Genomic DNA, 24148 nt, shown 5'->3' on the forward strand with positions numbered 1-24148 from the left:
ATCCCAGGCTGTTCTATCCAGGTCGTTTTCCCAAAACTGCAACGCACTTTTGGGCGACATGCAGTATGGTGAGGGTCGTTTTTGCAAATAGCATGGGAACCGAACATGACCAGAGAAAAACTATCCAAGGATGCCATCACCGAAGCCTTGGCCGGGCTCGCCGGCTGGACGCTGGCCCCGGACGGCGCTTCTATCAAGCGCAGCTTCGTCTTCGGCAATTTCTCCGAAGCCTTCGCCTTCATGACCCGCGTCGCGCTGGCGGCCGAGAAGATGGATCATCATCCGGACTGGTCGAATGTCTACAAGACGGTCGACGTGACCTTGAACACCCATGATGCCGGCGGCGTGACCGCGCTGGACATCGATCTGGCAAAGAAGATGAACCGCTTCGCCGGCGGCTGAACAGCTTCGCTTCCTGTCCGCGATCCGGTGAGACAGCCAAATTGGCGCCGGCATCTTGCAGGGGGGTTGGGCTTTCACCACATCTTCCCGCGCGGACATGCGCCAGGAAGCGCATCGGCCCGCAAGGAGATGTTGATGGCGCAAGAATCCGGTTTTGATTTCTTCGGCTTTGGCGACAAGCTCGGCGGCGAAGGCGAAGTGCGCGAGAAGTTCTGGCGCACCGCCAAGAAAGCCGCACGGCAGATCCCGTTCATGGAGGACGTCGTCGCGGCCTATTACTGCGCCATGGACAAGAACACGCCGCTGCGTGCCAAGGGCATATTGGTGGCGGCGCTCGGCTATTTCGTCCTGCCGGTGGACCTGATCCCGGACTTCATCGTCGGGCTCGGCTTCACCGACGACATCGCCGTGCTGACCGCCGCGATCACCGCCGTCAGCGCCCATATCACGCCGGCGCATCGCCAGGCCGCCAAGGATGCCATCGCCGATAGGAGCTGAGCCGGTGCGGTGTAAGGCGTGGACGAGGCTCTGCTCCGCGGCCGGTCAAACCCACCGCCGCACCCGCGCCTTGTAGGCACGATACGCATCGCCGAATTTCCGCTCTAGATAGCGCTCTTCCCGCGCTATGACGCCGGTATTTATCACCCACAGCAACGGGACGATCAGCCCGATGACCCAAAAACTTCCCGCCGCGACGCCCAGGCCCAAATAGACGAGGGTCGCTCCCAGATAAAATGGGTTCCTGGTCCGCCGGTAGATCCCGTCGATGACCAGCGCCGTCGTCGGCAGTGTCGGCGGAATATTGGTGCCAGCGGCGCGAAAGCGCCCCGCCGCCATGAAGATGATGACGAAGCCGCACGCCGCGAGCACGGCCCCGCCTAGATAGCGGGTGGGCGACGGCGCGGCCAGGACCGGGAGGGGAATGACAGCCTCGAGGACCGCTGCCGCCGCCAGGAAGCCGAGAAAGATCAAAGGTGGCAGCGTGATGACCCCCGCCACGTCGGGCGCGCCCGATCCGCCTGCAGCCTCCCGATCACCCGATCGCGGCGCCGCCGCGGGGCCACCGCCCGGATGGCAACACGAATGCCGAACACGACCAACAGGACAACAGTGCCACCCACCAGGATCAGGACCGTCCCGGATATGGCCATGACTGAAATCTCCCATACGCTACCAATGAGGGCGCCCAGGCCGAGCGCCTCGGAGCGCCTCAGAAACGAAAGCGGGCATCTTAGCGGCTGGAGGGAAATTCGTCACGTGTCCCGGAAGTCAGGGTGGCTGCCGGACCTGGCTTGAAAAGTCAAACTCTTGCCGCTTTCGTGGCCTCCAAGTCGCCAAAGGGACGCCGTGCCGGCCGCTGACAAGGCGGCGGCGCGGAGATGGCGGCGGTTTCCTGGGGGTGTGGGTCCTTTTCTCAAAGGAAGTTCACCGTTTGGTAACCCAGATTAAATCAAAATGAAGCGACGGCAGGACGCAAGGCGGCCCGCCTCCGCACCATTTGGAATACGGGAAAGACGATGCGCGGATTGACAGCTATAGTTTCGAGCCTGGTCCTGGTGGCCTTCGCAGCGCCGGCACTGGCACAGCAAGCGACCAAGATCGGCCAGCACAATGCCTGGGGCACCTACAGCTACCAGGCATCGGGCGGCAAGGTCTGCTACGTGCTCACCGTGCCGACCGACAAGCAGCCGCCGACGCTCGACCATGGCGACATGTTCTTCTTCGTCAGTCAGCGGCCCGGCCAGCAGGTGTCCTACGAACCGCAGTTCATTGCCGGCTACAATTTCCAGGAAGGCTCCAAGGCTACCGTCACCATCGACAAGAAGTCCTTCTCGATGTTCACGCGCGGCAAGTCGGCCTGGGTCGAGAACGCCGCCGAGGAACCGGTGCTGATCGCCGCCATGAAGACCGGCACCGACATGAAGGTGACGGCGAAGTCCGGCCGCGGCAACCCCACCTCCTATGTCTTCTCGCTGAAGGGCATTTCGGCTGCGCTATCGTCGATCGCCAAGTGCAAGTAACAAGTGCAAGTAAGCACAAGCCGCATTTGAAACCGATGGCCGGGCCGCAAGCTCGGCCTTTTGCTTTTGTGTATGTCTCTCAGCCCTCGGAAGCCGGCGCGGCTTCCGCCCGCCGCCGCCGGATCGCCTCGGCAATGAACACCCGCGACAGCGCGTGATAGAGCGGCTCGTGCGAGATCATGCGCGCCATGCCGTAGCCCAGCATCGAGGCCAGCATCAGCGCGATGACATTGTCGTGATTGCCGGTCATCTCCAGGATGATGACGAAGGCCGTCATCGGTGCCTGCACGACGCCGGCGAAATAGCCTGCCATGCCGAGCAGCGCCGCCGCGCCCGTGCTGGCGCCGAACAACAGGCCGAGCGAACTGCCAATGCCGGCGCCGACCGCCAGTGAAGGCGCGAAGATGCCGCCGGGAATGCCCGAAACCATCGACAGCAGCCCGGCCAGGAATTTTTCGGCAAAGAAGAGCCATGGCAGCGGCGTCCCCTCGACGGCGCCGCGCGCCTGTGCGTAGCCGGTGCCGAAGGTGAGCCCGCCCGACGCAATGCCGATTGCCGCCACGGCAAGTCCGCAGGCGGCGGCCACCAGCAGCGCGCGCCGCAAGGGCTGCTGCGTGTGCCAGCGCCGGATCCGCCGTGTTGTCTTAAGCGCCAGCAAGGAAAACAGCGCGCCAAAACCGCCGCCAATGACGCCGCAGCCAAGCACCAGCGGCCAGTCGGCGGCGAACGAGATCGTGTCCTTTGACACACCGAAATAGGTGTAGTTGCCAAGCAGGCCGAGCGAGGCGATGCCGGCCAGGATGACCGCAGTCAGCACCAGCCCGTTGGTGCGCGATTCATAAGTCCGTCCCATTTCCTCGATGGCGAAGACGATGCCGGCCAGCGGCGTGTTGAAGGCGGCGGCGATGCCGGCGGCCGAGCCGGCCAGGATCAGGCCGCGCGCCTGCGCCATGCCGCCCCAGCGCGCCGCCTGCAGCATCAGCGACGCCCCGACCTGCACGGTCGGGCCCTCGCGGCCGATCGAGGCACCACAGAACAGGCCGACGATGGTGAGTGCGATCTTTCCCGCTGCCAGCCGAAGCGACAGGAGATGCTCTCGATCCTCCTCGTCGCGCAAATGGCGCGCGGCGATCGCTTGCGGAATGCCGCTGCCTTGCGATCCGGGGAAGAAAGCGTAGGCGAGCCACGCGCTCAGCACGAAGCCCAGCGGGGTAATCACGAGCGGCAGGTAGAAACGCCAGCCACCATCGGCGCCAGTCATGACATGGAAAAGTTCCTGCGCCTTGTCGGCCAGCACCGCGAACAGCACGCTGATGACGCCGATCGACACCGCGCCGGCCCAGAACACCAGGCGCGGCTGCCACACGCGCCGCGAGCCCAACATCGCCCGCGACCGCCGCAGCATGGGATATTTTCGCGATGTGCCGGCCATGTCTGTCCTCTGGAAGGGTGGTTCCGACCTAACACAGCCGCGACCTGCGGGGCCAGACCTGCATAGGGAGCGATTCTTCCTTCTTTCGCAGTGAGAAAGGGCCTCGCGATGAGTCGTCGGTGACGGACCGCACAAGCGCTGCGTCAGGTCGCCGCAGCTGGCGTCGCAAGACCAGGCAAGCGCCCGCTTCGGGACGATCTTTTAAAAATCTTTTGTTTCGCGATCCGTTTCCATCCTGCGCATCGTCCTTGCTGCGTCCGAAACAGAAGGAGACATGCCATGTCCGACAAATCCGTTATTCTGGTCAATCTGCTGAAGGTCAAACCCGGCAAGCAGGATGCGCTGATCGCGCTCCTGAAACAGAGCACCGACGCGGTGATCCGCACTCTCCCCGGCTGGAAGGCGACCCGGCTGATCGCGGCCGCGGATGGTGCCGGCGTCGTCATCTACTCCGAATGGGAGACACCCGCGGCCATAGAGGCGATGCGCGGCGACCCGCGCATGAAAGCCTATTTTCCGAAGATCATCGAGCTGGCGAGCCTGGACTCGATCGTGGGATCGACGGTGTTGAACGAGACTCGGTGACGGCCGGACTGGCGAGCAAGCAACCATCACGAAATCGGCGAAAGGAGAACCGCAATGGCCAAGGTGGTCGTCGTCTACAGGAAGCCGGCTCACGTCGATGCGTTCGAAAGGCACTATTTCGAGACGCACATACCTCTGGCCAAGAAAATCCCGGGCCTCAGGAAATATGAGATCAGCAGCGGACCTGTCACGGTAATAGCCGGACCGCCCGATGTTCACCTGATCGCGACGGTGTATTTTGACGATCTTGACGCGATGAAAAAAGGCTTCGCAAGCCCGGAGGGGCAAGCGGCTGGGGCGGATCGGCGGCTTTATGCGCCTGATGAATCAGGCGTTCAAATGTTCGTTTTCGACACCAGGGAAGTTTGACCCGTCTTCTGTCCGCTACATCGCGACGGTTGACGGCGCCATCGGCGGCAAGACAACTACCCACATTGGAAAGCAGCCACTCGCCATTCCTCTCCCAACCGGCGGCCCTTGTCGAAAATTCTCGACACCGGCATCCAGTCCGTAACGGAACAAAGCGCGGAAGCACCGAAGGTCTCGATCGATGAATACGGAAGAATTCGAAGATCGGCTGAAAGCGCTGCGGCCACGCCTTCATCGCTATTGCGCGCGCATGACGGGATCGGCGATCAGTGGCGAGGATGTCCTTCAGGATGCCCTCGTCAAGGCCCTGCACGCGCGAGCCCAGGGCGCCGAGGTGGACAATCTCGAGGGCTGGCTGTTTCGCATCGCCCACAATGCGAGCCTGGATTTTTTGCGCGGCAGGTCGCGCAACACCGTGGTTCCGCTTACCGAAAACATCGAGGCCGCGCCCATGCCCGAGGCGGATATCGTCGCGATCAGCTTTCAGACCTTCCTGCGGCTGCCTGAACTTCAGCGCTGCGCGGTGATCCTAAGGGATGTGCTGGGGCATTCGGTCGAGGAGATCGCTGGCATTGCCGAGTGTTCTCCAGCCGCCGCCAAATCGGCGCTTCAGCGCGGCCGCGTCGCGCTGCGCCAACTTGCCGAGACGCCGGAGGACACCAGGTTGCCGCTGATGTCGGACACGGACCGGCGCAAGATCGCCGCCTTCGTCGATCTGTTTCGCGGCGGCGATTTCGACGCCATCCGCGCCATGCTCGCCGACGATGTGAAGCTCGAACTGGTGAACCGGCTGCACCTGGAAGGGCGCGGCAGGATTACGCCCTATTTCACGCGCTATGCGGAAGTGACGAAATGGCGGTTCGCCCTTGGCGCGGTCGAAGGACAACCGGCCATGCTGGTCTTCGACAGCACCGGCCCGATGGACAGACCCGCGCATTTTGTTCTGGTCGACTGGTCGGAAAACAGGATCATCGGCATCCGGGATTTCCTGTTCGCTCCCTATGTTCTGGAGGCCACGGACTGGGTTCAACTCGGCTAAGAAGCCATGGTCTCCTGGCACAGACACCGTCAAGCTGTGAGGTGAGGTCGCGACCGCGCGTCTGAGCGGTTGTCGCGTGTTTGCTCGAGCCAAAGCCACGAGAGGCTGGCGTCGGACCCCGCCAGCTCTCGCCGGCGGGGCGGTGGTTACGACTACATGGCCATCTTCTCACATTCGGCCTGTGCCTTCTTGGTCGACGTATCGATCATGTAGGCTTTGCCTTTGGCGTCGGTCATCATCATCATGCAATGCTTGATAGGCTTCGCCATCTTCATCATTTCGCCGCTCATCTTTGCGTCCGGCGTCATGGTGCCCATATGGCCGTCCGGCATGATCGCCGTCACTTGTCCGGCCTTCATCATCGTCATCGTGCCCATGGCGTCTTCGGCAAAAGCCTGCGAGGCGGACAGGCCGACAAGGCCGGCAATAAAAACAAGCTTGATCGAGTGCATTCCACGAACTCCCATTTTTCCGGAGCACAGTTGCCCCTTTCAGCCTTCGCGGCCGCGGGGCCTGCTGTTACCTCAACACGAACATGTGACCGGAGCGCTGGCAACGACGCGGTGGAGAAGACCTTGGCGGTTCCCCATGACGAGCCGGTCGCTTCGCCCGCGCATGACTCCGCGCTCAACCTGTGCTATGCGCCGCGCTTGATGTCCGGCACGATGGATGAAATCGGCCGCAAACCGCTTATATCAGTGCAACCATGACCCTTTCGCTTGACCTCACCGCCGACGGTGCCCGTGACGCGTTGCGCGCCCGCGCCGTGCCCTCCGAAAAGCCGTCGCTGATCGGCCTGACGCGCGCCGAGCTGGCGGAGGCTCTCGTCGCGTCCGGCGCCGTACCAGAACGCCAGGCAAGAATGCGCGCCCAGCAGCTCTGGCACTGGATGTATGTGCGCGGCGTTTCCGACTTCGCCGGAATGTTCAACATCTCCAAGGATTTGCGCGCCGAACTGGACAAGCATTTCACCGTAGCCCGGCCGGAGATCGTCGAGGAACAGATCTCTTCCGATGGCACGCGAAAGTGGCTGTTCCGCTTTCCGCCGCGCGGCGCCGGCCGGCCGGTCGAGATCGAAACCGTCTACATTCCCGAGGAAGGCCGCGGCACGCTTTGCATCTCCTCGCAGGTTGGCTGCACGCTGACCTGCTCGTTCTGCCACACCGGCACGCAGAAGCTGGTGCGCAACCTGACGGCGGAAGAAATCCTCGCCCAGTTGCTCACCGCGCGCGACCGGCTCGGCGATTTTCCCGACCGCGACACGCCCGATGGCGCCATCGTGCCGGCCGAGGGCCGCAAAGTGTCCAACATCGTCATGATGGGCATGGGCGAGCCGCTCTATAATTTCGAGGCGGTGAAGAAGGCGCTGTTGATCGCCTCCGACGGCGACGGGCTTTCCTTGTCAAAAAGACGCATCACGCTGTCGACCTCCGGCGTCGTGCCGGAAATCTTCCGCACCGGCGAGGAGATCGGCGTCATGCTGGCGATCTCGCTGCACGCCACCAATGACGACCTGCGCGACCTTCTGGTGCCGATCAACAAGAAGTATCCGCTGAAGGAACTGATTGCCGCCTGCCGCGCCTATCCCGGCCTGTCGAACGCCAAACGCATCACCTTCGAATATGTGATGCTGAAGGACGTCAACGATTCGCTCGAGGATGCCAAGGCGCTGATCAAGCTGCTCAAGGGCGTCCCGGCGAAGATCAACCTAATCCCGTTCAATCCGTGGCCTGGCACCAACTACCAGTGCTCGGACTGGGAAACGATCGAGAAGTTCGCCGACTACATCAACAATGCCGGCTACGCCTCGCCGATCCGCACGCCGCGCGGCCGCGACATCCTGGCCGCCTGCGGCCAGCTCAAGTCGGAATCCGAGCGCATGCGCAGGGTCGACCGGCTGGCGCTGGAAGCCATGATGATCGCGGGGCACGGCGAGGCGTGAGCCGTCTCGTCGCCGGGCTCAAGCGTATCGCCATGATAGCGGTCGGTTATGTCGCCGCCGTGCTGACCTCGATCCTGGTGCCCGTGCTGCTTATCGCCCTTCTGGCAGGGATCGAAGACGACAACTGGTCCATGGTCTTCGCATTCGACTGGCTGGGTTCCTTCCCGCTCGCCGTGTTGACCGTGGCGGTCTGCGCGCTGCTGATCGTTGGGCCCGCGATCTTCCTCGCCGAGCGGCTCTGCCTGCGAGGATGGTTTTATTTCGCGGTCACGGGTGCCATCACGTCCATCGCGTTTGGCGTTTTTATCCCGGGCTCGGCCGGTGGGTTTGTCTTCAATCCGGGCTTTCTCGGCTTCCTGGCCACGGCCGGCACTGCCGCCGGTTCGGTCTATTGGCTTGTGGCCGGACGCAAGTCCGGTCACCTCATGCCGCGGGGTCCGCGATGAACCGTCTCGTCGCCTATCTCGTCCGCTTTGCCATCATCCTGTTCGGCTACGCCGTCGCCTCGCTGGCGGCGAGCGCCTTCCTCAACATCCTGTTCCTGGCGTCGCACGGCTATACGCCGGACCACACGCACCCGACAGCGACGGCTTCGCTGTATTTCTCAATTCCCTTCGTCGCCCTGTTCGTCGCCTACTTTGCCTTCATGCCGGCGGTGATCGTCATCCTGGTTGCCGAAATCCTCGGCCGGCGCGACTGGCTGTATTATGCGCTGGCCGGCGCCGTGGTCGCGGCCGTCTTCCTCGGCCTCGTCGACCACGCCGGTGACACCACCTTCGCGGTCACCGGCACCAACCCGATCATGGCGGTGATCGGCGGCGGCATGGTCGGCGGCATCTTCTACTGGCTCAGCGCCGGGCGCTGGGCCGGAAGCTGGTGGCAGGGGGACGAGGCCAGACCATGATCCCGAACCGAAGCACCGCGACAGCGAAAAGGTTTTCGCTGGAGATCGAGGGCCTCTATTTCGCCTGCGCCGTGAGTATCTTGAGCGCGAAGGCCGAGAAGACGCCTGCGAAGAGATAGTCGACCACGCGCGTGACGCGCGGGCTGGCCTTCATCGCCGCCGAGAACCTTTCCGCCGCCAGCACCATCGGCGCCGTCACCGGGATCGACAGCACGATGAACATGGTGCCGAGGAAGAACAGCTTTCCCGGCGCGTTCGGGTCATGTGCGGAGACGAACTGCGGCAGGAAGGTCATGAAGAACAGGATGATCTTCGGGTTGAGCAGGTTGACGCCGAGCCCCGCCGCCCAACTGCGCAGCAGCGAGATTTGCGGCCCCGTCTTCTTTTCCGGCGAAAAGGCCGAGCCCTTGGCGATCGCCTGCCAGGCGAGGAAGACGAGATAGCCAGCGCCGAATATCTTCAGCGCGAAGAACGCCATCGGCGAGGCGACGATCAGCGCCGAGACGCCGACCACCACCAGCGTGGTGTGGATCAGCGTGCCGCACAGCGCGCCCGCCATCGAGGCGAAGCCGGTGGCCCGCCCCTGGCTCAGCGTGCGCGACACGAACAAGGTCATGTCCGGCCCGGGCGTGATCGCCAGGATGACCGTGGCGATGGCGAACTGGATCAGCGTGGTGGTGTCGGGAATGAAGGACATGCAAGGCCCCAGAACAATTCCGGCGAACAGCTTTCCGGGCGGAATTGCGTCAGACAAGGAGAGGGAGACAGAGCGGCTCGCCGTTCGTGAACGATGGACCGCTCCGGGAATGCGTGTGCCTATACAGGATGCGCGGCGATGGCGCCAGACACGGAAGGGCGAGCTGCGTCGCGCCACGCGCAGGATGCCAAGCCGTGCCGGACCGGAGGCTAAGCGGCAGCCGGCCGATGGATCTCGGCAAGCGTGGGGACCGCCGCACCGGTCAGCACGATCTGGTCGATTGGTTTGGGCCGGCCGAGGAAATAGCCCTGCGCCTCGTTGCAACCCTCGACTTGCAGGATGCTGAGCTGGACATGGGTTTCGACGCCTTCGGCGAGCACTGGAATGTCGAGGCTGCGCCCCAGTGTCAGCACGGCGCGGATGATCGCCTTGGCCTGCGGGCTGCGCTCGACATCGGCCATGAACGAACGATCGAGCTTGATCTTGTCGAAAGGGAACGAGCGCAGCGTGTCGAGCGAGGAATAGCCCGTGCCGAAATCGTCGATCGCGATCGTCACGCCCAGCGCCTTGATCTGGCGCAACACGTGCAGCGTGCGAATCTTGTCGGCGACGATCGTCGATTCCGTCAGTTCGAGTTCCAGGCGCTTCGGCGACAGCCCGGTCTCGACCAGGATCTGGTGGATGAGCGTGGCGAGATCGGTATGGGCGAACTGCACCGGCGACAGGTTGACCGCGATCTTGTGGCCATTGCCCCAGGAGGCTGCCTGACGGCATGCGGTGCGCAGCACCCATTCGCCGATCGCCAGGATCGAGCCATTCTCCTCGGCGATCGGGATGAATTCGACCGGCGGGATCAGGCCGTACACGGGGTGGGTCCAGCGCAGCAGCGCCTCGTAGCCGCAGGTGGCGCCGGTCGCGACCGAAGTCTGCACCTGATAGTGCAGCGACAGCTCGCCGCGTTCGATCGCCTGGCGAAGGTCGTTTGCCAGCGCGCGGCGTGCCCGCTCCGTCTCGTCCATGGCCGATTCATAGAAGCAGACGGCTCGCGTCACGTCGTTCTTGGCCCGGTACATGGCCAAGTCCGCATTGCTGACCAGCCTCTCCCGGTCGGCGCCGTCACGCGGATAGACGGCAACGCCGATGCTGGCGCCGGTGACGATCTCGAAATCGTCGAGCCGCAGGGGCTCGAACAACGATTTTTCCAACCGCGAGACCAGGCCGATAAGATCCTTCTGGTCCTTGAAGCGCTTGATGGCGGCAAATTCGTCGCCGCCGAGCCGGGCGACGAACTCGCCGTCGCCGGCGAGTTTCGCCAGCCTGCGGGCGATGATCTTGAGCGCCTGGTCGCCGGCGGCGTGTCCCCTGAGGTCGTTGATTTCCTTGAAACGATCGAGATCGATGACGATGACGGCGGTCATCGCATCCTGGTCCTCGCGCGCCCGCTTGATCTCATGGTCGAGGCGGTCGTTGAAGGAGACGCGGTTGGCAAGACCGGTAAGCGCGTCGTTGAGGGCGAGATGCTGGAGCCGCTCGAAGCTCTCGAGCCGGCCGCGCTCGTCGATCAGATAGCTGGCGAAGCCGGTGGCGGCGACGATCAGGCCGACAACGGCGACCGCGACGGCCATCGCTTCCAGGATATCGGGATTGGTGCCCGTGGTGATGAAGGAGAGCGGCGTCACCGCCACCGCGGCCATTGCCGTGAAATGCAGGCCGACAATCGCGAGCACCAGCAGCCCGATGCCGAGATAGTGCGACCAGCGGTACGGCCGGCGCACCGCCTGGCCGATCGCGGCGGCGGAAAACACTATCGAGATCAGCAGCGACGCGACGACATAGCGGGCGTCCCACTCGACGATGCCGGCCACGTGATAGGCCATCATGCCGGTATAATGCATGGCCGAGATCGCCAATCCGACAAGGCATCCGCCCCATTCCGGCGCCAGACCGCGGCCTTTGTCCAGAGCAAGGCCGAAGCCCGTTCCGGTTCCGACCATGGCGATGACCAGGGATATCATGGTGAGCGCCGGATCGAAGGTGATCGGCGCACCGGGCTGGTAGGCCAGCATGGCGATGAAATGCGTGCACCAGACCGAGGAGCCGGCCGCGACCGCGGTCAGGAACAGCCAGCCCCGCATCTGCACACCAACGGTTTTCCTGGCGCGGTCCAGCAGACCGATCGTCACCCAGCACCCGGTGACGCACATCAGCGCCGCCAGGAGAACGAGCCACAGATTATGCTCCGTGACGATACAGGATATAACGCGCATCAAGGATGGCCCAAGCCCGAGGATACCCGCGACGAAGCGAGCGAGGCTGCCCCGGCACGGTCCTGTGGGCCGGCGCAGCTCCGTCGGGTCTTTTAGCGACGGGGCATGAAAACTTGATTAAATACGACAGCTAAATGCAGCCTTCGATTGCAGCAAGTTGTTTTCCTGGCCGGTGTTCAGCACCCAGCTATACGCTGGATCGGCAGTCTGGCGCCGCGCCTGCTTGCTCGCTTTGCCGTTCCTGCTAAAAGGCGCTCCGACCATCCGTGATGCCCGCTCAGGGCGTCCGCCATCCCACGGAGCAGAAATGTCCAAGGCCAAAGACGTCAAGAAAGTCGTGCTCGCCTATTCCGGCGGCCTCGACACCTCCATCATCCTGAAATGGCTGCAGACCGAACTCGGCGCGGAGGTCGTCACCTTCACCGCCGATCTCGGTCAGGGCGGCGAATTGGAGCCGGCGCGCCGCAAAGCCGAAATGATGGGCATCAAGGATATCCGCGTCGTCGATGTGCGCGAGGAATTCGTCTCCGACTTCGTCTTCCCGATGTTCCGCGCCAACGCCGTCTATGAAGGCACCTACCTGCTCGGCACCTCGATCGCGCGGCCGCTGATCTCCAAGCATCTTGTCGAGATCGCCAGGGAAACCGGCGCCGACGCCATCGCGCACGGCGCCACCGGCAAGGGCAACGACCAGGTCCGGTTCGAATTGTCGGCTTACGCGCTGAACCCCGACATCAAGGTCATCGCCCCCTGGCGCGACTGGTCGTTCAAGTCGCGCACCGACCTGATCAATTTCGCCGAGCAGCACCAGATTCCGGTGCCGAAGGACAAGAAGGGCGACGCGCCGTTCTCGGTCGACGCCAACCTCCTGCATTCCTCTTCCGAGGGCAAGGTGCTGGAAGACCCGTGGAGCGAGCCGCCGGAATTCGTCCACCAGCGCACCGTTTCGCCGATGGATGCGCCGGACAAGGTCACCGAGATCGAGATCGAATTCCTGAAGGGCGATCCGATCGCGCTCGACGGCAAGAAGCTGTCGCCGGCAACCATGCTGGCGGCGCTCAACGATCTCGGCCGCGACAATGGCATCGGCCGGCTCGACCTGGTCGAGAACCGCTTCGTCGGCATGAAGTCGCGCGGCGTCTACGAGACGCCCGGCGGCACCATCCTGATCGCGGCCCACCGCGCCATCGAATCGATCACGCTCGACCGCGGTGCCGCGCACCTCAAGGACGAGTTCATGCCGCGCTACGCGGAACTCATCTACAACGGCTTCTGGTTCGCGCCCGAGCGGCTGATGCTGCAGGCGATGATCGACAAGAGCCAGGAAGATGTCGAAGGCACGGTGCGGCTGAATCTCTACAAGGGCAATGTCATGGTCACCGGCCGCAAGTCGAAGAAGACGCTCTATTCGGATGCGCTGGTCACCTTCGAGGATGACCGCGGCGCCTATGACCAGAAGGACGCCGCCGGCTTCATCCGCCTCAACGCGCTCAGGCTGCGCACGTTGGCGGCGCGCAATCGCAACTGCTGATATCCGGGCTCGACCGGAAATAGAAAGGCGACGCCGGCGTCGGCTTTCCTTACGACCAAACAAAAGCCCGGCGCATGGCCGGGCACTTGCTGCGAACGAGCGATCACGTCAGTCGGCGTCGATCGCGGTCGCGATCCGGGCAATGGCCTGCTGATAGACGCTCGCGGAATTCCAGCCGGCAATTGCGCCCATGTTCGCCTCCGCGCTCGCGCCGGCCTGCCAGCCATGCCCCTTGAGGAAGTTGGCGGTGGAAGCCAGCGCAGTGGCCTTGTCGCGGAGGTTTCCGCTCCCCACGCCATATTTCAGGACATTCCCGGGCAGGAACTGTGTGTGGCCGATCTCGCCATGCATGGCGCCGACCGACGAGGCGGTCAACGTTCCGCGATCAACCAGTTTCAAGGCCGCAATGGCATGCGGGTGAAAGTAGTCCGGACGGCGGCAATCATAGGTCAGCGTCAAAATGGCCGAGATCGTGTTCTGGTTGCCCATGGAGGCACCGAAGCCGGTCTCCATGCCCCAGATGGCGAGCAGCACACCCGGCGATACGCCATAGTTCCGCTCGATCTGGTCGAACAGCGCCGCGTTCGACTTCTTCAGCGCACGGCCCTTGGAAATGATCGCCGCCCCGCCACGGCGCTTCATGAAATCGTCCACCGAGCCGCTGAAAGCCTTATGGATGGCGCGGTCGGCGGCGATCGTCCTTGTCGCGTAGGTCGCGCCAGCAAGAGCCGCCAGACCCCTCGAGCCTACACCTTCAGCCTTGGCCTCCGCGGCAAAATCCTGTTTCCAGGCATCGAAGCCGGCGCCGTTCTTGCCACAGCTTGGCGCCGCTTGCGCGGTCGTCGCAAGCCCAAGCACAGCCACCACCGCGGCGGCTAAAATCCTACCCTTGGCAAGAAACGCCATATTGTTCTCCTGGTTGCCTGATTCACGTCCCAGTTGCGAATTTGCCAGCGAAACGCACATTTGTCACCGTCCGCGGCGCCGTGCTGGCGAATGCCGGGGAATTTACCTACGATCAAGTAATTATTGTGGCGAACGCGGCCGAGAGCCGGCTGATCCACCTGCCGTGTTGCTGATTGGCGTCACCGTACGGAACGACGTTTGAAGGCCCGCGTTTTCGAAGCGACACCTCCCCGCACGCCGAGACCGATATGAAACTCTTCGACTGCCCGCAATGCGGCCACCGCCTGTATTTCGAGAACGCCCAGTGCCTGAACTGCTCCAGCAGCGTGCTCTACGACCCCGAATATGCGCGCTTTGTCCTGTCCGGCGTCGACGGCATCATCCAATGCACCAATGCCGATGAATGCGCCTGCAACTGGATGGCCGAGCCGGGCCGGGTTTTCTGCCGTGCCTGCGCGCTGAACCAGTTGATCCCCGATCTCTCCGTCGACGGCAACCGCCGCCGCTGGATCCGGGTCGAGGCGGCGAAGAAGCGTGCCGTCTATTCGCTGCTCGCCTTCGGCCTGCCGGTCGCGCCCAAGCATGCGCCCGCCGACGAGGTGGGCCTGGCTTTCGACTTCCTTGCCGAGCCGATCGGCGGCGGCCCCGGCGGCGAACGCATCCTGACCGGCCACGACAATGGCCTGATCACGCTCAACGTGGCCGAGGCCGATTCGGCCGAGCGCGAAAAGCGTCGCGTCGAGATGGGCGAGAATTACCGCACGCTGCTCGGCCATTTCCGGCACGAACTCGGCCATTACTACTGGGATCGCCTGATCCGCGACGATCCGCAAAGGCTGGAAGCCTTCCGCGCCTTGTTCGGCGACGAGCGCGCCGACTACGAACAGGCGCTGAAGACTTACTACGCCAATGGTGCCGCGCCCGACTGGCAGCAAGACCACATCTCGGCCTATGCGACCTCGCATCCGTGGGAGGACTGGGCGGAGACATGGGCCCACCATCTGCACATCACCGACACGCTGGAGATGGTCCATGCGCTGAACTTCCCGCTTGGGCGGCTGGAGACCGTGGAGGCCAACGACTTGCCGCGGGGCGACACTGGCGGCCGGCTGCAGGCAGCCCCTTCCGAGCCTGCGAACAGACCCGAGCCTTTCGACAAGGTCCTCGCCCGCTGGCTGGTGCTGTCGGAAGCCTCCAATTCGATCAACCGCTGCATGGGTCTGCCGGATCTCTACCCCTTCGTCATTTCGGACGTCACGGCTCGAAAACTGGCCTTCGTTCACGACCTTCTGACCGGTTTGCCGAAAGACGTCGGAACAAATCGTGAGTTGGCAACGGCGCTTTAGTCGGAACGCATGCGCCGCTGCGCCGTTTTCACCGCCGAGGGACCATGAAAACGGAGAGAACCCATGAAATCCCTGTTGTTGCCCGCGGTCGCCGGGATGTTGGCCGTGATGTCGGGTGCCGCGCTTGCCGACACAGCCGTCTCGGCCGTCACCGATCTCAACGTGCGCGCCGGCCCCGGCCCGCAATATCCAGTCATCGGCGTGCTCGCCGCTGGCCAGTCGGCAACGCTCAATGGCTGCATCGAGAACAGCAAATGGTGCACCATTGCCGAAGCGGGCGGCCAGGGCTGGGTCTATTCCGACTATGTGACGGCCGATTTCGGCGGCAGCCGGGTGGTGCTGACGCAGCGGCCGCACGGTTCCAGCGTCGCGATCGTCTCGCCGCCGGAAGACATCGGCAACTACTCGAATGATTATACCGGCGCGATCATCTCCAGCGACCCGGTCGTGGGCGACTTTCCTGCGCCTCCAGCCGAGGTCCGGACCTATGTCGACAGCCACCGCCTCGACCCGGTCTATCTCGACGGCGAGGTGGTGACCGGCGCGATCTTGCCCGACACCATCGAACTGCGCCCAATTCCGGATTACAACTACCGCTATGTCTATGTGAACGGTCAGCCGGCGCTGATCGATCCGCAGACACGGCGCGTCATGTACGTGATGCGTTGACATAGGCTTTCTCAAGCGGCCGCGACAGCACCGCCGCTTGAGCATGCAGGGCCAGTCGATGTTTCTGGCGCGCGCTTGGATCGGAAGTGCAGGCGCGCGCCGCTCCTTTGCGAAATCGATTCCGATCTTTAGGCCCATCGGCTAGTCAGCAGGTGGTGGATTCGGCAAAGGAACCGTCGTGATATCTGACCCTGCCGCCTTCGACCGTTACCGGCATTCGCCAAACCACAAAACCACCTTGTGGCGGCTGTTTTTCGGGACAGGGATCGTCGTCCTGTTCTGGGTGGTATCCACCGCGATCGTGCTGTTTGGCGGGACCTATGCCTTGTTCACCTGGCAGGCTTCGAAGGGCGGGGCCGCGCCTGCCGGCGGGATGCAGGGTTTCCTCGCCTCGCCCATCGGCATCCTCAGCGCGCTTGGCTCCTTCGCCGGAATCTGGATCGGCCTATGGATTGCCATGCGCTGGGTCCATGGCGAGCCCTTGTCGGCACTTCTTGGCAACAGCCGGCGTGTTTGCCGGCCGGATTTCCTCAAGGGGCTGGTCGCGGTGCTGATCACCTCGCTTATATCCGAAATCCTGCTCTACCTCCTGGAGCCCGGCATCGCGCGTGGCACGATCAGCCTGCCGTCCTGGTTGCTGTTCCTGATTCCGATCGTCGCGCTCACCTTGCTGCAGATATCGTCGGAAGAGGTGCTGTTTCGCGGCTACCTGCTGCGCGGCCTGGCCTATCGCTTCAGGAGTCCGTTCATCTGGGCACTGCTGCCGGGACTGCTGTTCACCGCGCTGCACTGGAGCACCAATTCATCCGCCGCCATCAACGCCTGCCTGCTGGCCTCGATCGCCGCTTTTGCCCTCCTTCTGACGCTCGTGGTCTATGCCACCGGCAATCTGGGTGCTGCGCTTGGCGCCCATCTCGGCAACAATCTGACCGGCTTCCTGCTGATCTCGCATCAGGCGAGCTACAATTCCTTCGCCCTGTTCACCGCCACGCCGCTCGAAGGGCCGGGCTGGACAACGACGGACGCGGTACTCATCGCCATGATCGGCATCGTCAGCAGCCTGCTGACGATTGTCTTGCTGCTTCATCCCCGCTCGCTGCTCAAGGTTGCGGCTGACACAGCCGAGCCAGCCAGCTGACACGGGCACGATGAAAATCATCTCGCAGGGCCGCCATACGCCTTGCTGCCTGGCCCTTGCCTTGACTCTTGCGCCGATTTCCTGTCTACACGCCTCGAATTCCGCGACGAGTATCCCTCCGAGCAAGCCGACCAGGACGCCGAAGCCTCTTAGGAGGCCAAGTGCCGTAAATCGATCCTGGAGGCCAACACCCGGCAGCGCTGTGCGCCCCCGGGTGCTTTTTGGTTTTGGGCTTTTGCTTTTGCTTGGACTGGGTTTTGCTTGGAGACGGGGCGCGAACGCACTACCTCTCGGGCACCATCCGGGTGTCAGGGAAAAGGACAAAGAATGTTTGAATCGCTGCAGGAGCGCCTTGGCTCCATCCTGAACGGCCTCACCGGCCGCGGCGCGCTGTCGGAGGCTGATGTCTCGGCGGCACTGCGCGAGGTGCGCCGTGCGCTGCTCGAGGCCGACGTCGCGCTGGAAGTGGTGCGTTCCTTCACCGACAAGGTGCGCGAAAAGGCCGTCGGCGCCGCGGTGCTGAAGTCGATCAAGCCCGGCCAGATGGTCGTCAAGATCGTCCATGACGAGCTGGTCGACATGCTCGGCGCCGAGGGCGTCGCCATCGATCTCAATGCGCCCGCCCCCGTCGTCGTGATGATGGTCGGCCTGCAGGGCTCCGGCAAGACCACCACTTCGGCCAAGATCGCCAAGCGGCTGACCGAGCGTCAGAACAAGAAGGTCCTGATGGCCTCGCTCGACACGCGGCGTCCCGCCGCGCAGGAGCAGCTGCGCCAGCTCGGCGAGCAGGTCAAGGTTGCGACGCTGCCGATCATATCAGGCCAGAACCCGGTCGACATCGCCAGGCGCGCCGTGCAGGCGGCCAAGCTCGGCGGCCATGACGTCGTCATCCTCGACACTGCCGGCCGCACCCATATCGACGAGCCGCTGATGGTCGAGATGGCCGACATCAAGAAGGTGTCGAACCCGCACGAAATCCTGTTGGTCGCGGACTCGCTGACCGGCCAGGACGCCGTCAACCTGGCGAAGAGCTTCGACGAGCGCGTCGGCATCACCGGCCTGGTGCTGACCCGCATGGACGGCGACGGCCGTGGCGGTGCGGCCCTTTCGATGCGCGCCGTCACCGGCAAGCCGATCAAGCTGATCGGCACCGGCGAGAAGATGGACGGGCTGGAGGAATTCCACCCCAAGCGCATCGCCGACCGCATCCTGGGCATGGGCGACATCGTCAGCCTCGTCGAGAAGGCCGCCGAAAACATCGACGCCGAGCAGGCGGCGGCGATGGCCAGGAAGATGCAGTCGGGCAAGTTCGACCTGAACGATCTGGCCCAGCAGCTTCAGCAGATGTCCAAGATGGGCGGCATGGGCGGCATCATGGGTATGATGCCCGGCATGGGCAAGATGAAGGACCAGATGGCCGCCGCCGGCCTCGACGACAAGATGTTCGGCCGTCAGCTCGCCATCATCTCCTCGATGACCAAGGCCGAGCGCGCCAACCCCGATATTCTCAAGCACTCGCGCAAGAAGCGCATCGCGGCCGGCTCCGGCACCGACGCGGCCGAGATCAACAAGCTCCTGAAGATGCATCGCGGCATGGCCGACATGATGAAGGCGATGGGCGGCAAGGGCAAAGGCGGCGGCCTGATGCGCGGCATGATGGGCGGTCTTGCCTCCAAGATGGGACTTGGTGGTTTGGGGGGCGGCATGATGCCCGGTGGAATGGGCGGCATGCCCGACCTGTCGAAGATGGATCCCAAGCAGCTCGAAGCGTTGCAGAAGCAGGCGCAGGCCGCCGGCCTCGGCGGCATGAAGGGCTTGCCTGGCGGCCTTCCCGGCGGCGGCCTCCCCGGCCTGCCTGGCGGCATGAAGCTTCCGGGCCTCGGCGGCGGGCTGCCGGGCCTTGGCAAGAAGAAGTGAGGGGCGCGCTGTGAACGAGGAAAAAGACATGGCGGACGCCCGCATTGTCCTGGCCGGCTACCGCGCCTCGATCGACAACATCGATGCCGCGCTCATCCATATGCTGGCCGAGCGCTTCCGCTGCACCAAGGCGGTCGGCGTCCTGAAGGCCGAGCATGGCCTGCCGCCGGCCGATCCGGCACGCGAGCAGCAGCAGATCGCCCGTCTGCGCCAGCTGGCCAAGGACGCGCATCTCGATCCGGATTTCGCCGAGAAATTCCTCAACTTCGTCGTCCGCGAAGTGATCCGGCACCACGAACAGATCGCCGCTGCCAACGGCGTGACGAAAACGGGTTGAGATCAACCCAAACTCATCAACGAAATCAGAGCTTTTAGGAGAAAAGAAATGGCACTGAAGATCAGACTGGCCCGTGCGGGCTCGAAGAAGCGTCCTTACTACCACGTCGTCGTCGCCGACGCCCGTTCGCCGCGCGACGGCCGTTTCATCGAGTCGCTCGGCTCCTGGAACCCGCTGCTGCCGAAGGACGGCGAGCGCGTCAAGGTTGACGCCGACCGGGTCAAGCACTGGCTGTCGCACGGCGCCCAGCCGACCGACCGCGTGCTGCGCTTCCTCGACGAGGCCGGCCTTGCCAAGCGCGACGCCCGCTCCAACCCGAAGAAGGCCGAGCCGGGCAAGAAGGCCCAGGAACGCGCGGCACTTCTGAAGAAGGCGCAGGACGACGCCGCTGCTGCCGTTGCGGCCGCAGCCGCCGCGCCGGCGGAAGAAGCCGCCACGGCGGAGTAATCGCTTCCCATCCCTTGCGGATACCAGAACGGCGGGCCTATGCCCGCCGTTTTGCTGTCTGCGGTCCAAGAGCGCTCAATAGCCGCTTGGGCAGCGGTCGATGTAGACCCGCCCATGGCGATCGCGGTACCGGCACTGGCCGCTTTCGCTGGCATGGCCGATCAGGGCGCCCGCCACGGCGCCGACGGCGCCACCGACCACCGCGCCCTGGACCGGATCGCCCGCGACAGCCGCGCCAACCGCGGCACCGCCAAGGCCGCCCACGGCCGCGCCTTTTTCCGTCTGCGAACATGCACCGAGCGCCGTCGCCAACACCAGAACAGTCAATATCTTCTTCATTTTAGCTCCTCTCACACGCGGGTCGCCGTCTCGCCGCCGAGTCCTTAACTCTCAGACGGCTAATTTGATCCGGGAAGAATGAAGATCGCTACAGTGCCCGCTGGATGGCGCTGAACATTCTCTCTCTCGACTATCGGCTGAGCGGGATCAGCGCGCGGACCCGGGGATCGCGCAGATAGAGGCCGCCCCACAGGATGATGCCGAGATAGACGCCGAACAGCGTGTGTGAGAACAGCGGGCTGCCGATGCGCACATGCGTGGCGATGGCGCCGCCCATATAGCCGGTGAGCAGGATCGCGCCGAGCACCGATGTGCGTGGCAGCGCGTAGAGCACGGTCGAGACCAGCCCTATGACGCCGAGCACGCGCGCGACATTGGCGTCAGCGGGCCAGCCGAGCTCGGACATCGTCTGTGTGACGATATCGAGCGGCGGCAGCTTGATGGCGCCGTCGAAGATCATGAACAGGACGATGACGCCGCTGAGCACGCGGCCGGTCCACAGGGCGCCCGAGGAGACAGGCGCGGTTTCGGAAATGCTCATTGGTCTTCCTCCGGTGGTTCGGGTCCCTTTTGATGGTCGAACCAAGGACGCGGGGTAGAGCGGCAATCCTACAGGGGGTCTGGATTCTTTTGATCCGTCCTCTGCCGGATCTAGGAAAAATAGAACTTCTCAGCCGGGATCATCTTCGGCGGCGTCTCGCCAAGCGCCTCGAACACCGAGATTTCGCAGACGCGGCACAGGCCGTCGAGGGCGAGGTCGTTGGCCTCGGTGCCGAAAGGATCCTCGATCTCTTCCGAAAGCCCGTCGAGACCGAAGAAGGTGTAGGCGATCAGCGCCGTGAACAGCGGCGTTGCCCAGCCGGTGGTCGAGATCAGGCCGATGGGCAGAAGCAGGCAGACGATGTAGGCCGTGCGATGCACAAGCAGCGTATAGGCGAAGGGCAAGGGCGTGCCGGCGATCCGCTCGCAGCCGGCCTGGATGGCGGTAATCGATGCCAGCCTCTCGTCCAGGATGCGGAAGCCGATCGCGTCGAGTTCACCGCCCCGGCGTTGGGCATTGGCGCGCCAGCCCATGCGCCTGACCATCTCGTCCGCCGGATTGGCAAAGTTTGCGGCCCGCTCCGCCTCGGCATCGATGAAGGCGCCGGCGTCCTTCACGCTGTCGATCTTGCGTAATTGCCCGCGCAGGAAATGACAGAAGGCCAGCGCCTCCATCAGCAGCGCGCGCTGCTCGGCCCGGTCGGGAATGAGGCTGGTGGTGGCGCGGGCCAGATTGCGGATTTCGAAGACCAGCGCGCCCCACAGCTTGCGCGCCTCCCACCACCGGTCATAGGCGGCGTTGTTGCGGAACGAAAGGTAGATCGACAAGGTCACGCCCACCAGCCCGAAAGGCGCGATGCTGAAGACGCCGAGATCGAGATGGAACTGGCGCGCGACGACAAGGATGACCCCGAATAAAGCGCGAAGCCAAGGATCTGCGGCAGGATGCGCGGCACCACGGAGCCGCGCATGACGAAGAACAGCTGCAGGAAGGTGGGGCGCGGGCGAACGATCATCGAAGGGCCTTTCACGGACCGGCGTCGGCCCTCAGCTCCTCTATTGTGCGATCGGACAGATGCGCAAGCTCAGCCGCCAGCGACATCGCCATGTCGTGCCCGCCGTGTGCGGACTATCGGCATCCGGCAGTTGCGGATATTGAGGAAATTGCAGGGCCGCCCCCAGTACAGGCAAGAAAAATGACCGGCGAGACCGATCTGAAAAAGCTGCTGGCATCGATGACGCCGGAATTGCTCGATGGCACCTATGTCTTCGCGACGCTGGCGCCCGGCGTTCTCCAGCCGGAAGGCCTCGATCCGGTCATGATATTTCGCGAGCGCGAGGGCACGACGCTGATTGTAACTGAGGATGCGGCGAGTGCCGCAGGGCTGGCCGCTTCATTCCGCTGCCGGATGATCACGCTGAACATCCACTCATCGCTGGAAGCAGTCGGCTTCCTCGCCGCCATCACCGCGCGGCTCGCCGGGGCCGGCATGGGCGTCAATCCGGTCTCGGGCTTTTATCACGACCACCTGTTCGTTCCGGCTGACCGGGCGCAGGAGGGATTGGGGTTGCTGCACCAGTTGGCCAGGGACAGCGCAGGCTGAAATCAACACCTGCGAACACAGAGAATGTCAGGCAGGCCTTCCTCGTTGGTCGTGCCGTCGCCGAACGCTTCGGCACGAAACCCGTGGCGCTCGTAGAAACGCCGGGCGCCGGTATTGGCCTGGAAGCAATGGAGTTTCACGACCGGCAAAGTAGCGGTCGCGTCGATCAGCAACCGGCTGCCTATGCCTTGCCCGGTCCAGGCCGGGTCGAGGTAGAGTTGTTCCACCCAATCGCCACTGACGGCAATAAAGCCGACAATCTCGCTGCCGGCTTCGGCGACCGTCGCCTGCTGCCGTGGCAGCAGGATGTCGCGGATGAAGGCAAGATCCTCAGCCGGCGTGTGGATGACCGGCATCCAGTCGAACGAGTTGAGCGCCGCCCGCATCACCTTGGCGATGGCGATAGCATCCGAACCGGTGGCGGGGCGCAGAGTGATTTTGGTGCGATCGCTCATAGGTCGGCGCTGCCCCTCATCCGCCCTTCGGGCACCTTCTCCCCGTATAGTGACGGGGAGAAGAAACCAACGGCCGAAGGCCGAGCCCGCGACGGCGGGCCGCCGGTTGTCCGGCGCCCCCGCGGAGGGCCCGCCGCGGCAGCGGCGATACGGCCCGTGAGCGCTAATTGAACAGCCGTCAGGCCGCCTTCTGCTTCGGCTGGATCAGGCCGCGCTCGATCAGCAACTCTGCGATCTGCACGGCGTTGAGCGCCGCGCCCTTGCGCAGATTGTCGGAGACAACCCACATCGACAGCCCGTTGTCGACGGTCGAATCCTCACGGATGCGCGAGATGAAGGTGGCGTCCTCGCCGGCCGATTCGAGCGGCGTGATGTAGCCGCCGTCCTCGCGCTTGTCCAAAACCTGGCAGCCGGGCGCATCGCGCAGGATGTCGCGTGCCTCGTCGGCGGTGATCGGCTTTTCGAATTCGATGTTGACCGCTTCCGAATGCCCGATGAACACCGGCACGCGCACGCAGGTCGCCGTCAGCTTGATCTTGGGATCGAGCATCTTCTTGGTCTCGGCCACCATCTTCCACTCTTCCTTGGTGAAACCGTCGTCGAGGAAGACGTCGATATGCGGAATGACGTTGAAGGCGATGCGCTTGGTGAACTTCTTGACGTCCACCTGATCGGCGACGAACACGGCACGCGTTTGCGTGAACAGCTCGTCCATGCCTTCCTTGCCGGCGCCTGACACCGACTGGTAGGTGGCGACGACGACGCGCTTGATGGTCGCGACATCATGCAGCGGCTTCAGCGCCACGACCAGCTGCGCCGTCGAGCAGTTCGGGTTGGCGATGATGTTCTTGCGCGTGAACAGCGAGATCGCGTCGGGATTCACTTCCGGCACGATGAGCGGCACGTCCTGGTCGTAGCGGAAGGCCGACGAATTATCGATGACCACGCAACCCTGCTTGCCGATCTTCGGCGACCATTCCTTGGAGACGTTGCCGCCGGCCGACATGATGCAGATGTCGGTTTCGGAAAAATCATACTGGTCGAGCGGCCTGACCTTCAGCGTGCGGTCGCCGAACGACACTTCCGTGCCCATGCTGCGCCGCGAGGCCAGCGCCACCACTTCGCTCACCGGAAAGCCGCGCTCTTCCAGTATGTTGAGCATTTCCCGGCCCACATTGCCCGTGGCGCCGACGACTGCAACCTTGAAACTCATCGAAATCTCCTGTCCCTCTCCGCTTGGTTTGTTGGAGAAAACCCGCCG

The 24148-nt window shown here is 63.8% G+C and carries 29 protein-coding genes; 17 read left to right on the top strand and 12 right to left on the bottom strand.

What is annotated here, in order from left to right; translation table 11 throughout:
• The first annotated feature begins 105 nt into the window (after positions 1-105).
• A complete protein-coding gene (locus FJ548_RS13045) occupies positions 106-402 on the top strand; it encodes a 4a-hydroxytetrahydrobiopterin dehydratase (RefSeq protein WP_140778037.1) in 297 nt (98 codons plus the stop codon).
• 135 nt (positions 403-537) lie between these two features.
• The gene (locus tag FJ548_RS13050; protein WP_140610203.1) at positions 538-900 is read left to right on the top strand and encodes a YkvA family protein; all 363 of its coding nucleotides are present in this window, start codon (positions 538-540) and stop codon (positions 898-900) included.
• Positions 901-945: 45 nt separating this feature from the next.
• On the opposite strand, the gene FJ548_RS13055 is transcribed toward FJ548_RS13050, so the two are convergent.
• Entirely contained in the window at positions 946-1401 is a 456-nt protein-coding gene (locus tag FJ548_RS13055; protein ID WP_181168786.1) for an isoprenylcysteine carboxylmethyltransferase family protein, read from the bottom strand.
• A 518-nt stretch (positions 1402-1919) separates the two neighbouring features.
• Between FJ548_RS13055 and FJ548_RS13060 the strand changes: the two genes are divergently transcribed.
• Positions 1920-2423, top strand: coding sequence for an invasion associated locus B family protein (locus tag FJ548_RS13060; RefSeq protein WP_140610205.1), 504 nt, complete (start codon positions 1920-1922; stop codon positions 2421-2423).
• A 79-nt stretch (positions 2424-2502) separates the two neighbouring features.
• Here FJ548_RS13060 and FJ548_RS13065 read toward each other — a convergent pair whose 3' ends face one another.
• Positions 2503-3855 (bottom strand): chloride channel protein, encoded by a 1353-nt coding sequence (locus FJ548_RS13065; protein WP_140778039.1) that lies wholly within the window; start codon positions 3853-3855, stop codon positions 2503-2505.
• 279 nt (positions 3856-4134) lie between these two features.
• On the opposite strand from FJ548_RS13065, the gene FJ548_RS13070 reads away from it, so the two are divergent.
• From FJ548_RS13070 to FJ548_RS13080, 3 genes are all read left to right on the top strand, one after another.
• Positions 4135-4440 carry an antibiotic biosynthesis monooxygenase family protein gene (locus FJ548_RS13070; RefSeq protein WP_140778040.1) on the top strand — a complete coding sequence of 102 codons (306 nt, stop codon included), beginning with the start codon at positions 4135-4137 and terminating at the stop codon, positions 4438-4440.
• Between the two features lie 54 nt (positions 4441-4494).
• Entirely contained in the window at positions 4495-4809 is a 315-nt protein-coding gene (locus FJ548_RS13075) for an EthD family reductase (RefSeq protein ID WP_140778041.1), read from the top strand.
• A 181-nt stretch (positions 4810-4990) separates the two neighbouring features.
• On the top strand, positions 4991-5848 hold the full coding sequence (locus FJ548_RS13080; protein ID WP_140610209.1) for a sigma-70 family RNA polymerase sigma factor: 858 nt from the start codon (positions 4991-4993) through the stop codon (positions 5846-5848).
• A 152-nt stretch (positions 5849-6000) separates the two neighbouring features.
• On the opposite strand, the gene FJ548_RS13085 is transcribed toward FJ548_RS13080, so the two are convergent.
• Positions 6001-6300, bottom strand: coding sequence for a hypothetical protein (locus tag FJ548_RS13085; protein WP_140610210.1), 300 nt, complete (start codon positions 6298-6300; stop codon positions 6001-6003).
• A gap of 254 nt (positions 6301-6554) precedes the next feature.
• On the opposite strand from FJ548_RS13085, the gene rlmN reads away from it, so the two are divergent.
• The 3 genes from rlmN to FJ548_RS13100 are packed head-to-tail and all read left to right on the top strand — an operon-like array spanning position 6555 to position 8694.
• Positions 6555-7790 (top strand): 23S rRNA (adenine(2503)-C(2))-methyltransferase RlmN, encoded by a 1236-nt coding sequence (rlmN, locus tag FJ548_RS13090; RefSeq protein WP_140695967.1) that lies wholly within the window; start codon positions 6555-6557, stop codon positions 7788-7790.
• Entirely contained in the window at positions 7787-8236 is a 450-nt protein-coding gene (locus FJ548_RS13095; protein ID WP_140610212.1) for a hypothetical protein, read from the top strand. Before rlmN ends, FJ548_RS13095 begins: the two co-directional genes overlap by 4 nt.
• Entirely contained in the window at positions 8233-8694 is a 462-nt protein-coding gene (locus tag FJ548_RS13100) for a hypothetical protein (protein ID WP_140778042.1), read from the top strand. The genes FJ548_RS13095 and FJ548_RS13100 overlap by 4 nt, the downstream gene beginning before the upstream one ends.
• Positions 8695-8749: 55 nt before the next feature.
• On the opposite strand, the gene FJ548_RS13105 is transcribed toward FJ548_RS13100, so the two are convergent.
• Positions 8750-9391 carry a LysE family translocator gene (locus tag FJ548_RS13105; protein WP_140610216.1) on the bottom strand — a complete coding sequence of 214 codons (642 nt, stop codon included), beginning with the start codon at positions 9389-9391 and terminating at the stop codon, positions 8750-8752.
• A 209-nt stretch (positions 9392-9600) separates the two neighbouring features.
• On the bottom strand, positions 9601-11658 hold the full coding sequence (locus FJ548_RS13110) for a bifunctional diguanylate cyclase/phosphodiesterase (RefSeq protein ID WP_140778043.1): 2058 nt from the start codon (positions 11656-11658) through the stop codon (positions 9601-9603).
• A 307-nt stretch (positions 11659-11965) separates the two neighbouring features.
• On the opposite strand from FJ548_RS13110, the gene FJ548_RS13115 reads away from it, so the two are divergent.
• A complete protein-coding gene (locus tag FJ548_RS13115) occupies positions 11966-13189 on the top strand; it encodes an argininosuccinate synthase (protein ID WP_140778044.1) in 1224 nt (407 codons plus the stop codon).
• Positions 13190-13297: 108 nt separating this feature from the next.
• Here FJ548_RS13115 and FJ548_RS13120 read toward each other — a convergent pair whose 3' ends face one another.
• Complete coding sequence (locus FJ548_RS13120) at positions 13298-14095, bottom strand: lytic transglycosylase domain-containing protein (RefSeq protein ID WP_140695959.1); 798 nt, start codon at positions 14093-14095, stop codon at positions 13298-13300.
• A gap of 248 nt (positions 14096-14343) precedes the next feature.
• Here FJ548_RS13120 and FJ548_RS13125 point away from each other — a divergent pair, with 248 nt between their 5' ends.
• The 6 genes from FJ548_RS13125 to rpsP all read left to right on the top strand — a co-directional run bounded on the left by FJ548_RS13125 (position 14344) and on the right by rpsP (position 19949).
• Positions 14344-15441 (top strand): putative zinc-binding metallopeptidase, encoded by a 1098-nt coding sequence (locus tag FJ548_RS13125; protein ID WP_140778045.1) that lies wholly within the window; start codon positions 14344-14346, stop codon positions 15439-15441.
• 63 nt (positions 15442-15504) lie between these two features.
• Positions 15505-16110, top strand: coding sequence for a DUF1236 domain-containing protein (locus FJ548_RS13130; RefSeq protein WP_140610221.1), 606 nt, complete (start codon positions 15505-15507; stop codon positions 16108-16110).
• A gap of 178 nt (positions 16111-16288) precedes the next feature.
• Positions 16289-17248: a type II CAAX endopeptidase family protein gene (locus tag FJ548_RS13135; RefSeq protein WP_140778046.1), complete on the top strand. Its 960-nt coding sequence runs from the start codon at positions 16289-16291 to the stop codon at positions 17246-17248.
• 327 nt (positions 17249-17575) lie between these two features.
• Positions 17576-19165 carry a signal recognition particle protein gene (ffh, locus tag FJ548_RS13140; RefSeq protein WP_140767117.1) on the top strand — a complete coding sequence of 530 codons (1590 nt, stop codon included), beginning with the start codon at positions 17576-17578 and terminating at the stop codon, positions 19163-19165.
• 10 nt (positions 19166-19175) lie between these two features.
• Complete coding sequence (locus FJ548_RS13145) at positions 19176-19502, top strand: chorismate mutase (protein WP_140610224.1); 327 nt, start codon at positions 19176-19178, stop codon at positions 19500-19502.
• A gap of 48 nt (positions 19503-19550) precedes the next feature.
• Positions 19551-19949: a 30S ribosomal protein S16 gene (gene rpsP / locus FJ548_RS13150; protein ID WP_140695945.1), complete on the top strand. Its 399-nt coding sequence runs from the start codon at positions 19551-19553 to the stop codon at positions 19947-19949.
• 75 nt (positions 19950-20024) lie between these two features.
• Here rpsP and FJ548_RS13155 read toward each other — a convergent pair whose 3' ends face one another.
• The 4 genes from FJ548_RS13155 to FJ548_RS30410 all read right to left on the bottom strand — a co-directional run bounded on the left by FJ548_RS13155 (position 20025) and on the right by FJ548_RS30410 (position 21844).
• Positions 20025-20288, bottom strand: a complete 264-nt coding sequence (locus FJ548_RS13155; protein ID WP_140740348.1) for a YMGG-like glycine zipper-containing protein — start codon at positions 20286-20288, stop codon at positions 20025-20027.
• A gap of 130 nt (positions 20289-20418) precedes the next feature.
• On the bottom strand, positions 20419-20829 hold the full coding sequence (locus FJ548_RS13160; RefSeq protein ID WP_140778047.1) for a DoxX family protein: 411 nt from the start codon (positions 20827-20829) through the stop codon (positions 20419-20421).
• Between the two features lie 110 nt (positions 20830-20939).
• Positions 20940-21734 carry a bestrophin family ion channel gene (locus FJ548_RS13165; protein ID WP_348640938.1) on the bottom strand — a complete coding sequence of 265 codons (795 nt, stop codon included), beginning with the start codon at positions 21732-21734 and terminating at the stop codon, positions 20940-20942.
• Positions 21659-21844, bottom strand: coding sequence for a bestrophin family ion channel (locus FJ548_RS30410; RefSeq protein WP_246678646.1), 186 nt, complete (start codon positions 21842-21844; stop codon positions 21659-21661). Before FJ548_RS30410 ends, FJ548_RS13165 begins: the two co-directional genes overlap by 76 nt.
• A gap of 180 nt (positions 21845-22024) precedes the next feature.
• On the opposite strand from FJ548_RS30410, the gene FJ548_RS13170 reads away from it, so the two are divergent.
• Positions 22025-22432 (top strand): ACT domain-containing protein, encoded by a 408-nt coding sequence (locus tag FJ548_RS13170; protein ID WP_140610229.1) that lies wholly within the window; start codon positions 22025-22027, stop codon positions 22430-22432.
• A gap of 2 nt (positions 22433-22434) precedes the next feature.
• On the opposite strand, the gene FJ548_RS13175 is transcribed toward FJ548_RS13170, so the two are convergent.
• Entirely contained in the window at positions 22435-22887 is a 453-nt protein-coding gene (locus FJ548_RS13175; protein ID WP_140767115.1) for a GNAT family N-acetyltransferase, read from the bottom strand.
• A 178-nt stretch (positions 22888-23065) separates the two neighbouring features.
• A complete protein-coding gene (locus FJ548_RS13180) occupies positions 23066-24100 on the bottom strand; it encodes an aspartate-semialdehyde dehydrogenase (protein ID WP_140778048.1) in 1035 nt (344 codons plus the stop codon).
• Positions 24101-24148: the final 48 nt, after the last annotated feature.

The organism is Mesorhizobium sp. B2-4-17, from assembly GCF_006441275.1.
Classification (GTDB): Bacteria; Pseudomonadota; Alphaproteobacteria; order Rhizobiales; family Rhizobiaceae; genus Mesorhizobium.

Bases quoted from the DNA above. Each gene is read 5' to 3' on its own strand.
- FJ548_RS13125 (WP_140778045.1), top strand. From the start codon at position 14,344: ATGAAACTCTTCGACTGCCCGCAATGCGGCCACCGCCTGTATTTCGAG.
- FJ548_RS13170 (WP_140610229.1), top strand. From the start codon at position 22,025: ATGACCGGCGAGACCGATCTGAAAAAGCTGCTGGCATCGATGACGCCG.
- FJ548_RS13160 (WP_140778047.1), bottom strand. From the start codon at position 20,829: ATGAGCATTTCCGAAACCGCGCCTGTCTCCTCGGGCGCCCTGTGGACC.
- FJ548_RS13075 (WP_140778041.1), top strand. From the start codon at position 4,495: ATGGCCAAGGTGGTCGTCGTCTACAGGAAGCCGGCTCACGTCGATGCG.
- rpsP (WP_140695945.1), top strand. From the start codon at position 19,551: ATGGCACTGAAGATCAGACTGGCCCGTGCGGGCTCGAAGAAGCGTCCT.
- FJ548_RS13110 (WP_140778043.1), bottom strand. From the start codon at position 11,658: ATGCGCGTTATATCCTGTATCGTCACGGAGCATAATCTGTGGCTCGTT.
- FJ548_RS13115 (WP_140778044.1), top strand. From the start codon at position 11,966: ATGTCCAAGGCCAAAGACGTCAAGAAAGTCGTGCTCGCCTATTCCGGC.
- ffh (WP_140767117.1), top strand. From the start codon at position 17,576: ATGTTTGAATCGCTGCAGGAGCGCCTTGGCTCCATCCTGAACGGCCTC.
- FJ548_RS13105 (WP_140610216.1), bottom strand. From the start codon at position 9,391: ATGTCCTTCATTCCCGACACCACCACGCTGATCCAGTTCGCCATCGCC.
- FJ548_RS13045 (WP_140778037.1), top strand. From the start codon at position 106: ATGACCAGAGAAAAACTATCCAAGGATGCCATCACCGAAGCCTTGGCC.
- FJ548_RS13130 (WP_140610221.1), top strand. From the start codon at position 15,505: ATGAAATCCCTGTTGTTGCCCGCGGTCGCCGGGATGTTGGCCGTGATG.
- FJ548_RS13070 (WP_140778040.1), top strand. From the start codon at position 4,135: ATGTCCGACAAATCCGTTATTCTGGTCAATCTGCTGAAGGTCAAACCC.
- FJ548_RS13155 (WP_140740348.1), bottom strand. From the start codon at position 20,288: ATGAAGAAGATATTGACTGTTCTGGTGTTGGCGACGGCGCTCGGTGCA.
- FJ548_RS13080 (WP_140610209.1), top strand. From the start codon at position 4,991: ATGAATACGGAAGAATTCGAAGATCGGCTGAAAGCGCTGCGGCCACGC.
- rlmN (WP_140695967.1), top strand. From the start codon at position 6,555: ATGACCCTTTCGCTTGACCTCACCGCCGACGGTGCCCGTGACGCGTTG.
- FJ548_RS30410 (WP_246678646.1), bottom strand. From the start codon at position 21,844: ATGATCGTTCGCCCGCGCCCCACCTTCCTGCAGCTGTTCTTCGTCATG.
- FJ548_RS13120 (WP_140695959.1), bottom strand. From the start codon at position 14,095: ATGGCGTTTCTTGCCAAGGGTAGGATTTTAGCCGCCGCGGTGGTGGCT.
- FJ548_RS13180 (WP_140778048.1), bottom strand. From the start codon at position 24,100: ATGAGTTTCAAGGTTGCAGTCGTCGGCGCCACGGGCAATGTGGGCCGG.
- FJ548_RS13085 (WP_140610210.1), bottom strand. From the start codon at position 6,300: ATGCACTCGATCAAGCTTGTTTTTATTGCCGGCCTTGTCGGCCTGTCC.
- FJ548_RS13175 (WP_140767115.1), bottom strand. From the start codon at position 22,887: ATGAGCGATCGCACCAAAATCACTCTGCGCCCCGCCACCGGTTCGGAT.
- FJ548_RS13065 (WP_140778039.1), bottom strand. From the start codon at position 3,855: ATGGCCGGCACATCGCGAAAATATCCCATGCTGCGGCGGTCGCGGGCG.
- FJ548_RS13100 (WP_140778042.1), top strand. From the start codon at position 8,233: ATGAACCGTCTCGTCGCCTATCTCGTCCGCTTTGCCATCATCCTGTTC.
- FJ548_RS13060 (WP_140610205.1), top strand. From the start codon at position 1,920: ATGCGCGGATTGACAGCTATAGTTTCGAGCCTGGTCCTGGTGGCCTTC.
- FJ548_RS13050 (WP_140610203.1), top strand. From the start codon at position 538: ATGGCGCAAGAATCCGGTTTTGATTTCTTCGGCTTTGGCGACAAGCTC.